The organism is Sphingomonas yabuuchiae (genome assembly GCF_001477495.1).
GTDB classification, from domain to species: domain Bacteria; phylum Pseudomonadota; class Alphaproteobacteria; order Sphingomonadales; family Sphingomonadaceae; genus Sphingomonas; species Sphingomonas yabuuchiae_A.
This window is the reverse complement of sequence record NZ_LDTF01000071.1, coordinates 41,350-52,870: the sequence shown is the minus strand read 5'-3', so window position 1 is coordinate 52,870 and position 11,521 is coordinate 41,350. Positions and strand designations below refer to the sequence as shown.

The 11,521-nt window shown below is 65.8% G+C and carries 15 protein-coding genes; 4 read left to right on the top strand and 11 right to left on the bottom strand.

Translation table 11 applies throughout. The annotated features are described in order from the left end of the window. Positions 1 to 202: 202 nt before the first annotated feature. From NS355_RS12945 to NS355_RS19025, 7 genes are read right to left on the bottom strand one after another with little or no spacing between them, the layout of a single operon-like run. Positions 203 to 442, bottom strand: coding sequence for a hypothetical protein (locus NS355_RS12945; RefSeq protein ID WP_244489674.1), 240 nt, complete (start codon positions 440 to 442; stop codon positions 203 to 205). Between the two features lie 44 nt (positions 443 to 486). Continuing rightward, positions 487 to 774 (bottom strand): hypothetical protein, encoded by a 288-nt coding sequence (locus tag NS355_RS12940; protein WP_058746090.1) that lies wholly within the window; start codon positions 772 to 774, stop codon positions 487 to 489. A 12-nt stretch (positions 775 to 786) separates the two neighbouring features. Continuing rightward, entirely contained in the window at positions 787 to 1,083 is a 297-nt protein-coding gene (locus NS355_RS12935; protein ID WP_058746089.1) for a hypothetical protein, read from the bottom strand. 41 nt (positions 1,084 to 1,124) lie between these two features. Continuing rightward, positions 1,125 to 1,508 (bottom strand): envelope stress response membrane protein PspC, encoded by a 384-nt coding sequence (gene pspC, locus NS355_RS12930; RefSeq protein WP_058746088.1) that lies wholly within the window; start codon positions 1,506 to 1,508, stop codon positions 1,125 to 1,127. A gap of 1 nt (position 1,509) precedes the next feature. Beyond that, complete coding sequence (pspB, locus tag NS355_RS12925; RefSeq protein WP_056433936.1) at positions 1,510 to 1,800, bottom strand: envelope stress response membrane protein PspB; 291 nt, start codon at positions 1,798 to 1,800, stop codon at positions 1,510 to 1,512. Position 1,801: 1 nt separating this feature from the next. After that, positions 1,802 to 2,470, bottom strand: coding sequence for a phage shock protein PspA (gene pspA / locus NS355_RS12920; RefSeq protein ID WP_007404037.1), 669 nt, complete (start codon positions 2,468 to 2,470; stop codon positions 1,802 to 1,804). A gap of 31 nt (positions 2,471 to 2,501) precedes the next feature. Continuing rightward, complete coding sequence (locus tag NS355_RS19025; protein WP_167345451.1) at positions 2,502 to 2,648, bottom strand: hypothetical protein; 147 nt, start codon at positions 2,646 to 2,648, stop codon at positions 2,502 to 2,504. Positions 2,649 to 2,823: 175 nt separating this feature from the next. On the opposite strand from NS355_RS19025, the gene pspF reads away from it, so the two are divergent. Both pspF and NS355_RS12910 read left to right on the top strand, forming a co-directional pair. After that, entirely contained in the window at positions 2,824 to 3,870 is a 1,047-nt protein-coding gene (gene pspF / locus NS355_RS12915; protein ID WP_058746087.1) for a phage shock protein operon transcriptional activator, read from the top strand. 66 nt (positions 3,871 to 3,936) lie between these two features. Continuing rightward, positions 3,937 to 4,548 (top strand): superoxide dismutase, encoded by a 612-nt coding sequence (locus NS355_RS12910; protein ID WP_058746086.1) that lies wholly within the window; start codon positions 3,937 to 3,939, stop codon positions 4,546 to 4,548. 263 nt (positions 4,549 to 4,811) lie between these two features. Here the strand turns inward: NS355_RS12910 and NS355_RS12905 are convergent, their stop codons facing one another. The 3 genes from NS355_RS12905 to mtaB are packed head-to-tail and all read right to left on the bottom strand — an operon-like array spanning position 4,812 to position 7,602. Continuing rightward, positions 4,812 to 5,429 carry a septation protein A gene (locus tag NS355_RS12905; protein WP_058746085.1) on the bottom strand — a complete coding sequence of 206 codons (618 nt, stop codon included), beginning with the start codon at positions 5,427 to 5,429 and terminating at the stop codon, positions 4,812 to 4,814. Then, positions 5,426 to 6,361: a signal recognition particle-docking protein FtsY gene (gene ftsY, locus NS355_RS12900; protein ID WP_056433924.1), complete on the bottom strand. Its 936-nt coding sequence runs from the start codon at positions 6,359 to 6,361 to the stop codon at positions 5,426 to 5,428. Before ftsY ends, NS355_RS12905 begins: the two co-directional genes overlap by 4 nt. After that, positions 6,358 to 7,602 (bottom strand): tRNA (N(6)-L-threonylcarbamoyladenosine(37)-C(2))-methylthiotransferase MtaB, encoded by a 1,245-nt coding sequence (mtaB, locus tag NS355_RS12895; protein WP_058746084.1) that lies wholly within the window; start codon positions 7,600 to 7,602, stop codon positions 6,358 to 6,360. Before mtaB ends, ftsY begins: the two co-directional genes overlap by 4 nt. Here mtaB and NS355_RS12890 point away from each other — a divergent pair. After that, positions 7,601 to 8,176 (top strand): DUF924 family protein, encoded by a 576-nt coding sequence (locus NS355_RS12890; RefSeq protein WP_058746083.1) that lies wholly within the window; start codon positions 7,601 to 7,603, stop codon positions 8,174 to 8,176. The two genes, mtaB and NS355_RS12890, sit on opposite strands and share 2 nt — an antisense overlap. On the opposite strand, the gene NS355_RS12885 is transcribed toward NS355_RS12890, so the two are convergent. Next, entirely contained in the window at positions 8,151 to 9,629 is a 1,479-nt protein-coding gene (locus NS355_RS12885) for a putative bifunctional diguanylate cyclase/phosphodiesterase (protein WP_167345450.1), read from the bottom strand. The genes NS355_RS12890 and NS355_RS12885 overlap by 26 nt on opposite strands. A 316-nt stretch (positions 9,630 to 9,945) precedes the next feature. On the opposite strand from NS355_RS12885, the gene ffh reads away from it, so the two are divergent. Continuing rightward, positions 9,946 to 11,469, top strand: coding sequence for a signal recognition particle protein (gene ffh / locus NS355_RS12880; protein WP_058746081.1), 1,524 nt, complete (start codon positions 9,946 to 9,948; stop codon positions 11,467 to 11,469). Positions 11,470 to 11,521 lie beyond the last annotated feature (52 nt).

Sequence of the window (11,521 nt, the reverse complement as noted above, 5' to 3'; positions counted from 1 at the left end):
CGCGACGCGGCCGAGGCGGCGGGCGGGTAGGGATTGTCATGCGTGCGCTCGAATTCGCGGTTCTTCAGCTGCAACCAGCCGCGCCAGCCCGCCAGACCGGCGGTGACGATCATCGCCAGGCCCGCCAGGCCGGCGGTCGCGATCACGATGTAGAGATTGGTGTCGGTCATGATCCGGGCTCCCTGTCCGTATCAATGGTGATTTAACGGTCGCGCAGCCGCTCGATCTCGCGGTCGAGATCGATGCTCTTGCGTTCGTCGGTGATGACGCGCTCCAGGACCTGGATGCGCTCCTTCAACTGCTGCACTTCGGCGCGTAGTGCCTGGGTGTCGCGCGAGGCGTCGCCGCGAAGGTGCTCGACCATGTCGAGGCCGGGCGAACGGCGATGCTTGGCCTTGAAGATGCTGGCGATCATCACGATCGCGACGATCAGAACGGTCATGAACTGTCCGCCGGACATAGCGGTAACTCCCCTTTATTCTATTGTCAGTGGTCGATGCGGGCGGGCGTCTCGCCGGGGACCCGCAGACCGTCGATCTCGTCACTCAGCGCCAGGCCGCGATCGGTGATGATCCGCTCCAGCACCCGCACCCGCTGTTCGAGCCGTTCGGTCTGGGCGGCGTACTGCGCTGCCTTTTCCGCGACCATCGAGGCTTCGGTGGCCAGCCGCTTTTCGCGATAGGTGAACCAGGGGCGGACGAAGACGCCGCCGATGATCGCGACCATGCCGCAGCTGATACCGAAGAGTGGGACCAGGATGCCGATATCATTCATCGCCCTTCTCCCTCAGCGATCGCGCAGCGCGTCGATTTCGCGCGCGGTCCGCTCGGCGGGATCGGTGGCGATGCGCTCCAGCACCGCGATCCGCTCTTCCAGTCGAGAGATCTGGCCGACCAGCTTCTGGTTCTCGGCGGTCAGCAGTTCGACCTTGCGGCTCTCTCCAAGGTCGCCCTTGTGGGTCATGCCGCCCCATTCATTTTCCAGGCTGTAGCCGTGCTTCGCACGGATCCAGGTGGTGACCACCCACGCGATCATCGAGATCGAGATGATCGCCAGGACGAAACCGGGTCCTCCCGAAGACATAATCCATACTCCCATAGGATAGTTGATGTGTCAGCGCGGTCTCAGCGCAGGCTGTCGATCTCGTCGGCCAGTTGGCGGTTGCGGCTGGTATAGTGCAGTTCGATATCGGCGAGGCGACGGTCGAGATCGCGGAACTTCGAGCGGACCTCGGCGGTCGAGCGGCGCGGGTTGCTGCGCACGCCCTGCCAGAACTTGGCATCCTCGTCCGACTGGTAGAGGCCCAGCGGCTTGGCCGTCGCCATCCACGCGATCAGCATATAGGCGAGCGGGACCCAGGGCATGCCGACCCCGGTTAGGGTGAGCAGGACCGCGGCGACGCGGACCCACATTACATCGACGCCGGTATAGTCGGCGATGCCCGAGCAGACGCCCTTGAACTTGGCATTCTGCTTGTCGAGGTAGAAATTGGTGCGGCTGGCGGTCATCTCAATTCCTCCGATCGAGGCTGTAGTCGGTCTGGCCGAGGCGCGGTTCGGGGCGCCATTCGGACTGGAGACCGGGTTTGAAGTTGGGATTGTCGGCGGCGACGATCCGTTCGACGGTGTTCACCCGGTCCTCCAGGCGGCGCGCGAGCAGGTGAAGCTCGTCGAGCAGCTGCTCGTCCTCATGGGTGATCTTGGGTGCCTGCTTCCACTTCGTCATATAGTGCAGGATCAGCCAGGGCAGCGCGATGAAGATCGTGGTGATCGCGATGCCGGGGGTGATGATATCCTCCATCTCACTCTCCCTTGTTCAGGCGCGCCTTGAGCGCGGCGAGTTCGGCATCGACCCGGTCCGAGGCGCGCAGTTCGGCGATCTCGTCCTCGAGCGTCTTGGGGTTCGCGCCCAGGCCCAGCGCTTCGGCACGGCCCTCGGCCTCGTCCACCTTGCGCTCCAGCACGTCGAAGCGGCTGAATGCGTCGTGCGTCTTCGGCCCGTTCCACATCTCGCGCAGGCGATAGCGGTTGTTGGCGCTTTCCAGACGGGTCTGGACCGCATTCTGCTTGGTCCGCGCCTCGCGCAGCTTGTTCTGCAGCTTGGCGATGTCCTCTTCTGACGCGCGCAGCGCATCGTCGAGCACCTGGACTTCGGCCTTCAGCTGGTCGGCCATGTCGGCGGCCTTCTGGCGTTCGATCAGCGCGGCCTTCGCCAGGTCCTCGCGGTCCTTCGACAGCGCCAGCTCGGCCTTTTCGGTCCAGCTGTCCTGAAGCTGGTCCAGCTTCATGATGTGGCGGCGGATTTCCTTCTGGTCGGCGATCGTGCGGGCAGCGGAGGCGCGCACCTCGACAAGCGTTTCCTCCATTTCGAGGATGATCATGCGGATCATCTTCGCGGGGTCTTCCGCCTTGTCCAGCAGGTCGGCGAAATTGGCGGCGACGATGTCGCGGGTGCGGGAGAAAATGCCCATCGGATACTCCTTGATGGCGGCTATTCGGGGATTATGCGGTCGGTGCCTCGATCGCCGCAACCGAAGTCTGTGCGGTGGCGACATGCGCAGGGGCGAGGGCGCCCATCAGGCAGGTGGCGCTCATCACGACGGTGCAGGCGATGGCGGCGATCTGGCGGCTGAAGGTGGTGGCGAACATGGTGGAAACTCCCTGATTATCTTATCTCGGTCCGCTCATCGGCGGGATGCCATGTGCTTTGCAGGGAGCGTGCCAGTTTCAAAAACGGCGGAAATCCGCCATTTCCCGATTTGGTTGCGATGCGATAACGATTGCCCTCTTGCCAAGCCTTGGGAAAATCCGCCACCTGTTGGGAATGGAGCGAACGAGTCAGGTCATCGGCCAGTCGGGGGCCTTTCTGGACGCGCTGGAACGGGCCAGCCGCGCCGCTGCGCTCGACCGTCCGGTCTTGGTTATCGGCGAGCGCGGGACCGGCAAGGAACTGGTCGCCGAGCGTCTGCACCGCCTGAGCGGGCGATGGGACCAACCCCTGGTTATCATGAATTGCGCCGCGCTGCCCGAGACGCTGATCGAGGCCGAGCTTTTCGGCCATGAGGCAGGGGCCTTCACCGGCGCGACCAAGGCGCGGGCGGGGCGGTTCGAGGAGGCGAGCGGGGGCACACTGTTCCTCGACGAACTCGGCACCTTGTCGATGGCGGCGCAGGACCGGCTTTTGCGTGCGGTCGAATATGGCGAGGTCACGCGGATCGGTTCTTCGCGGCCCTTGCGGGTCGATGTGCGCATCGTGGCGGCGACCAACGAGCATCTGCCCGACAAGGTCGCCGCGCATCAGTTTCGCGCCGACCTGCTCGACCGGCTGTGCTTCGAGGTCGTGACGCTGCCTCCCTTACGGGCGCGCAAGAGCGACATCATGGTGCTGGCCAATCATTTCGGGCGGCGCATGGCCGCCGAGATCGGCTGGAATGAGTGGCCCGGCTTCGGGGCGGCGGCGACGGATGCACTGATGGAGCATCGCTGGCCCGGCAATGTCCGCGAGCTTCGCAACGTCGTCGAGCGCGCCGTCTATCGCTGGGACCGCGAAGGGCCGGTCGATGCGATTGAGATCGACCCGTTCCGCTCTCCCTATCGCCCGCAGGGCCAGTCACCCGCCGCCGCCCGCAGCGATCAGGGGAGCGCGCCCGCCTCCGCCGATCCGGTGAGCGACGGCGACGAGGTGGCGGCCTGCGACGTCGGTCCGTCCGACTTCAAGTCGCGCGTCGCCCGGTTCGAGCGCGAACTGCTGACCAAGGCGCTGGCCGACAACCGCTTCAATCAGCGCACGACCGCCGAGGCGCTGGGCCTGTCCTACGACCAGCTTCGTCATGCGCTTCGTCGTCATGATCTGATCGGAACGGTTGCGTAACCGCGTCGGGGGAGCCATTTGAGGCGCCCGGCGTTGCCACAGGCAAACCCCAAAGGAGCAATCACAATGGCTTTCGAACTGCCGCCCCTTCCGTACGACTATGACACGCTGGAGCCGGTCATCTCCAAGGAGACGATGACCTTCCACCATGACAAGCATCATGCCGCCTACACCAACAAGCTGAACGAGGCGGTTGCCGCCGATACGTCGCTTCAGGGCAAGTCGATCGAGGATATCCTGGCGAACATCTCGTCGGCCCCGGCGGCCGTCCGCAACAATGGCGGCGGCTTCTGGAACCATGACTTCTTCTGGAAGATCATGACCAAGCCCGGCACGACTCAGCCCTCGGGCAAGCTGGCCGAGGCGATCGAGGCGTTCGGCGGTCTCGACAAGCTGAAGGACGAGTTCAACACCAAGGGCGCGGGCCAGTTCGGTTCGGGCTGGGCCTGGGTGATCGCGGATGCCGAGGGCAAGCTGAAGGTCACCTCGACCCCGAACCAAGACAACCCCCTGATGGACGTCGTGGCTGAAAAGGGCACGCCGATTCTGGGTAACGACGTGTGGGAGCACGCTTATTACCTGACCTACATGAACGACCGTCCGGGTTATCTGAAGGCCTGGTGGGACGTCGTGAACTGGGACGAGGCCGGTCGCCGGTACGAGGCGGCGGTCGCGTAATTTCGCGGCGATCCGTCGCGGATAAGGGAAAGGGCGGCTCCGATGGGGCCGCCCTTTTCTCTTGCTCCCAAAACCTTCTTTGACCCCGGCGAAGGCCGGGGCCCAGATGCCGCCAAGCCGGTGGCGCGCCGGACGGATGAGGGGGAGGCCATTGGCACCGTTCGATATTGCCTCCCACGCAAAAGCCGGTTCGCTCCCCCCAACTTCACTGAAACTGGGCCCCGGCCTTCGCCGGGGTCGAGCTATGATTCCGTCTGGGGGGACTATTCCACCGGCGGTTCGTCGACCTTCGCGCCTTCGGCATTCAACCCATGCTGCAACAGCATCGGGATATTCGCGATGGCGAAACCCAGCGTCAGCGGCATCGCGCCCCACAGCTTGAAGCCGACCCAGAAATCCCAGGTCGAATTGCGCCATACCGCTTCGTTTAGCACCGCCATGAAGGCGAAGAAACAAGCCCAGTTGCGGGTCAGCTTGCGCCAGCCCAGCTCGGTCAGCCCCGGATAGACATTGCCCAGCACCATCTGGATCAGCGGTCGCCCGGTCGCCAGCCCGAAGAACAGCAGCGCGGAGAACATCGCATAGACGATGGTCGGCTTCATCTTGATGAAGCGTTCGTCGTGGAAATAGAGGGTCAGGCCGCCGAACACGACGACCAGGATGCCCGACATCCAAAGCATCGGCGAGATGCGGCCCAGCTTCACCTTGCTGACGATCATCGCCACGACGGTCGCCGCCATGAACACGCCCGTCGCGACCAGCACGCGGGTCAGCGGGCCGATCGGCGCGAGGAAATTGACCGCGAAGAACAGGACCAGCGGGCCGTATTCGATGCCCGCCTTCAGGCCGGGACCGGCTTCGCTCTTGGGAGAAGTGCTCACTTTCGACCTCCCTCGATGCCTGCGATGATGCGGCTGACTTCGTTGGCGTCGAAGGGGCGCAGGTCGGTCATGCCCTCGCCGACGCCGATGGCGTGGATGGGCAGGCCGTATTTCTCGGCGGCGGCGACCAGCACGCCGCCGCGCGCGGTGCCGTCCAGCTTGGTCATGACCAGCCCGGTGACGCCCGCCACGTCCTTGAACACCTCGATCTGGTTGAGCGCGTTCTGGCCGGTGGTCGCGTCGAGGACCAGCAGGATGTCGTGCGGCGCTTCCGGGTTCAGGCGACCGAGCACGCGGCGAATCTTGGACAGCTCGTCCATCAGCTCGCGCTTGTTCTGAAGGCGTCCGGCGGTGTCGACGATCAGCACGTCGATGCCCGTCGCGGTCGCCTGTTTCACCGCCTCATAGACGATGCCCGCCGCATCGCCGCCTTCCTTGCCCGACACGATCGGCACGCCGACCCGCTCGGCCCAGGTGGCGAGCTGTCCGATGGCGGCAGCGCGGAAGGTGTCGCCCGCCGCCAGCATCACGCCATAATCCTGCTCCATGAACAGATGTGCCAGCTTGGCGATGGTCGTGGTCTTGCCCGACCCGTTGACGCCGATGACCAGGATCACCTGCGGCCGGGGAAAGGCGTCGATCTCCAGCGGGGTGGCGACCTTGGCGAGCGCCTTCTCGACCTCCTCGGCGACGACCAGGCGGATGCCGAGGTCCTCCATGTTCCGCTCGAAACTGCCCTCGGCCAGCCGGGTGCGGATATGGCCCGCCGTTTCGGGGCCGAGGTCGGAGGCGATCAGCGCTTCCTCGATCTCGTCCAGCGTGCCCTCGTCGAGCCGCGCGGTGCCCAGGCCCGCCAGATTGCCGACCAGCCGGTCCGAGGTGCGACGGAAACCGCCGAGCAGCTTGTCGTGCCAGGAGGAGGAAGAACTCATGCCAATTGTCCGATCAGATGGGTTTCGGTCGCCGCCGTGATCCGAACGCGGGCGATGCGGCCCGGTTCGGTGGCGGGGGTAAAATGAATGTCGGCGAAGTCGGGGGCATGGCCGCGCGTGCCCGGCCGCTCGACCAGCACGTCGCGGGTCTGGCCGACTTGGGCGGCCAGCCAGTCACGGCGACGACGCGCGGCGGCCTCGCGGAGACGGGCGGCCCGTTCGCGGCGGATCGGATGCGGCACTTGCGGCATCCGCGCGGCGGGCGTGCCGTCACGCGCCGAATAGGGAAAGATATGGGCGTGGACGATATGGGCATCGTCGATCAGCGCCAGCGTGTCGGCCGCCATGGCGTCATCCTCGGTCGGGAAGCCCGCGATCAGGTCCGCACCGATCGCGATCTCCGGCCGGGCGGTCAGCAGCCGCTCGACGATGGCGACCGATTGCGCGCGGCTGTGGCGGCGCTTCATGCGCTTCAGGATCAGGTCGTTGCCTGCCTGCAGCGAAAGGTGGAGATGCGGCATCACCCGTGCCTCGCCCGTCACCAGCTCGAACAGCCGGTCGTCGATCTCGATCGAGTCGAGCGACGACAGCCGCAGGCGGGGCAGGGTGGGGACATGGGTCAGGATACGCTCGACCAGCAGGCCCAAACTTGGCTGGCCGGGCAGGTCGTGGCCATAGCTGGTCAGGTCGACGCCGGTGAGGACGACTTCCTGGTGACCGAGTTCGACCGCGCGTGCTATCCGGTCGATCACCAGCCCGGCGGGTACCGATCGGCTGGGGCCTCGCCCGGTGGGGATGATGCAGAAGGTGCATGAATGGTCGCAGCCATTCTGAACCTCGACGAACGCCCGCGCATGGCCCGCAAAGGCCGACACCAGATGCGGCGCGGTTTCGACCACGCGCGACATGTCGGTGACCAGCATCGGTTCGGCCGAAGCCCAGCTCTCGGGGCGCAGCTTGTCGGCATTGCCCAGCACGCGCGCGACCTCGGGCATGGCCGCGAAGCTGGCCGGATCGATCTGCGCGGCGCATCCCGTCACCACGATCTGCGCATCGGGCCGCGCCTTGGCCGCGCGGCGGATGGCGACGCGGGTCTGTTTCACCGCCTCGTTGGTCACGGCACAACTGTTGACGACGACCAAGTCCTCCCGCCCGACGGCAAGCGCACGGATCGTTTCGCTCTCGGCGATGTTGAGGCGGCAGCCCAGACTGATGATCTCGGGCCCGGATGGGGACGACATGGCTGCTGATCTAGGGATGGATGAACGACGTGTCCACGCGAAGGCGCGGGACATAGTCGACTTCTGGTTCGCCCTGCCACCTGAAAAGCATTTTGCCAAGGACGATGCGCTCGACCGCGAACTCGCCGAGCGGTTCGGCGTTCTGCGCGATCAGGTGCTGGCGACCGGGGCGATCGGCTGGCGGGATGATCCCGACACGCTGCTGGCGGCGATCCTGCTGCTCGACCAGTTTTCGCGTAACCTGCACCGGGGATCGGCGCAGGCCTATGCCGCCGATCCGCTGGCGCTGAACCTTTGCCTGGCCGCGATCGATGCGGGGTGGGAGGATCGCTATCCGCCTGAAAGATTGGCCTTCGTCTATATGCCGCTGATGCACGCGGAGTCCCGTGCGATGCAGGATTTGAGCGTCGCCAAGTTTGCCGAACTGGGGCGGGAGGAGAATCTTTCCTTCGCCCGCGATCATCGCGATGTCATCCGGCGTTATGGCCGTTATCCCAGTCGCAACGCGGCGCTGGGCCGGGCATCGACCGAGGCGGAGCGCGACTATCTCAGCCAGCCAGACGCGGGATGGTGAGCGAGGAGGGGGAGATGCCCGCCAGCAGCCGCTTTTCCGCCAGCATCTGACGCACCTGCGCCAGATCGAGCGGCGGGCCATAGAGCGAGCCCTGCCCATGGGCGCAGCCGATATCGCGCAGCCGCATCTCGATATCCAGATCGCGCACGCCCTTGGCGGCGATCGGCAGGTGCAGGCTGTCGCCCAGATGGACGATCGCGGTGACGATGGCGCAGCAATCGGGGTCAGCGGCCATGTTGCGGATGAAGTTCGGGTCGATCCGTACCCGGTCGAAGGGCAGGGCACGCAGATGCGCCAGGCTGGAATAGCCGCGCCCGAACGCATCGAGCGCCAGGGCGATGCCCTGGTTCTTCAGGCTGATGACGATCGACTGCGCCAGCGCCAGATTGGCGAACAGCGCATTCTCGGTAATCTCGATCTCCAGCCGGTGCGCGGGGAAACCGCATTCGGTCAGCGTCTTGATGACCTTCTGCGCCAGCCACGCGTCCTGGAATTGCGAGGCGGCGAGCGGGATCGACAGGGTGATCGACGGGTCCCAGTCGCGTGCGGCCGCCATCGCCTGCCGCATCAGCAACAAGGAGACTTCGCCCGACAGGCCGCAGGCTTCGGCGACGGGCATGAAGCGTTCGGCGGTCATCGGGCCCAGGCTGGGATGATCCCAATAGCCCGACACCTCGAACCCGGTCAGGCGCGCGGTGCCCAGATCGACCTGCGCCTCGAAGCGGGGCTGGATATCGCCATTCGCTAGGGCGGCGCGCAGGTCGGTGATGATGGCGTTGCGCTCGGCCATCGCCTCTTCCATCGCGGGGGCGAACCAGAGCGGCTTGCCGTCGCTGCGCGCCTTGGCGGCGATCAGCGCCAGATCGGCCTGGCGGACCAGCCGGTCGACCGTCGCGGCCCCGTCATCGATGCGGGTCAGCGCGATGGCGGCGCGCGGCGTCAGTTCCTGATCGACCAGCTTGACCGGCTGGCTGAGTCGCACCGCCAGCCGATCCGCCAGCCGCTCGACCCGATTACGGCCACGCGGGTCGAAGGGGATCAGGCAGCCGAAGCAATCGCTTTCGAACCGCGCGACGATCGCCTCGGACGGCGCTTCGTCGCGGATGGTCTTGGCGACATGGCGGAGCAGCAGGTCACCCGCTTCATGGCCCAGCGACCCGGCAATGGCACGGAAACGGTCGATATCGACGAGCATCAGTGCAATGCCGCGCTGGCGGCGCTGGACATTCTCGATCATCGCCTGCCCGACATCATGGAAATAGCGGCGATTGGTCAGCCCGGTCAGCGGATCGATCTGCTCGACATCGGGGGAACGGACCGACGATGCGGGAAGGCACCAGTGGACAAGGATGGCGGCAATGGCCGTCGCGGACAGCAGAAGTTTCGCGGGAAGGACCAGGCCCAATTGGATCAGGGCGATCGCCACGGCGAGCAACGCGATGCCAACCGCCACCGCCGCGCGCATAAGGCCCGCGGAAGCAGGGATATTGGCAACAGGCTGGCGCGACCCGGACATGGCATAGCGGTCGCATGCCAGGAGTGTACAAGAGGTTAACGTCCACGCCGCACCGAGTCCGGTCGCGTGTGACTTGCGCCCATCACCATTTTCCCATAAGAGCCTGCTCAAGTTCCGTTTCGGAATGTGAAAGTGAAGCGCCCAAGGGTGCACGCTGGCCGGCGAGGTTTCGCCCGCCGGCGCTTTTGCGTTTGGCGGTGCGACACGGGTTTTTGAGCCGGGCTCTCCGGCTCGGGTTTGACGAGGTGAGGCGATGTTCGACAGCTTGAGCGATCGGCTTGGCGGCGTATTCGACCGCCTTCGCGGCCGTGGCGCGCTGACCGAGGCGGATGTCCGCACCGCGATGCGCGAAGTGCGCGTGGCCCTGCTGGAAGCCGACGTCGCGCTGCCCGTCGCGCGCGATTTCGTCGACAAGGTCACCGAACAGGCGATCGGCCAGAACGTCCTGCGCTCGATCACGCCGGGCCAGCAGGTCGTCAAGATCGTCCACGACGCGCTGGTCGCGATGCTGGGCGCCGATGCCAGCGAGCTGCTGCTCGACGTCACGCCGCCTGCCGTCGTCATGATGGTCGGTCTTCAGGGCTCGGGTAAGACCACGACCACCGCCAAGATCGCCCGCCGCCTGTCGAGCGGGGCGATGGGCCGTGATCGCAAGAAGGTGCTGATGGCGTCGCTCGACGTCAATCGTCCGGCCGCGCAGGAGCAGCTGGCGACGCTGGGCACCCAGGTCGAGGTGTCGACCCTGCCGATCATCGCGGGCCAGCAACCGGTCGAGATCGCGCGCCGCGCGATGCAGGCCGCCAAGCTGCAGGGCTATGACGTCCTGATGCTCGACACCGCCGGTCGTCTGCACGTCGACCAGGCGCTGATGGACGAGATGAAGGCCGTGGCGGAAATCGCCCAGCCGCAGGAAATCCTGCTCGTCGTCGACTCGCTGACCGGCCAGGACGCGGTGAACGTCGCGACCAGCTTCTCGGAGCAGGTGCCGCTGACCGGCGTGGTGCTGACCCGTATGGACGGCGATGCGCGCGGTGGTGCGGCGCTGTCGATGCGCGCCGTCACGGGCAAGCCCATCAAGTTCGCCGGCGTCGGCGAGAAGATGGACGCGCTGGAGGCCTTCCACCCGGAACGCGTGGCGGGCCGCATCCTCGGCATGGGCGACGTCGTGTCGCTGGTCGAGCGCGCCGCCGAGACGATCCAGCAGGAAGATGCCGAGCGCATGGCCATGAAGATGGCCAAGGGTCAGTTCGATCTGAACGACCTGCGCGGCCAGCTGACCCAGATGCGCCGCATGGGCGGGCTGGGTGCGCTGGCGGGTATGATGCCGGGCATGAAGAAGGCGCAGAACGCGCTCAATGATGCCGGTGGCGACAAGATCCTGCTCCGCATGGACGCGATCATCACCTCGATGACCGTCAAGGAGCGGGCCAAGCCCGAACTGGTCAACGCCAAGCGCAAGATCCGCATCGCCAAGGGTTCCGGCACCACGGTGCAGGACGTGAACAAGCTCCTGAAGATGCATCAGGAAATGGCCACGGCGATGAAGAAGATCAAGAAGATGGGTGGCATCAAGGGCATGATGGCCATGCTCGGCAAGGGCGGCCTCGGCGGCCTGGGCAATGCGCTGGGCGGTCCGCAGATGGGCGATATGCTCAACAAGGCGGGCGGCGGTGGCGGCCTGCCGGGCATCGGCGGCATGGGCGCGGGCGGCGGCAAGCTGCCCGAGGGCATGCCGAAACTGCCCCCCGGCTTCGAAAATCTTCTGAAGAAGAAATAACCCCCGCGCCGGACGGAATGCCGGTGGATTTGAACGTTTTAACTCAAGGACT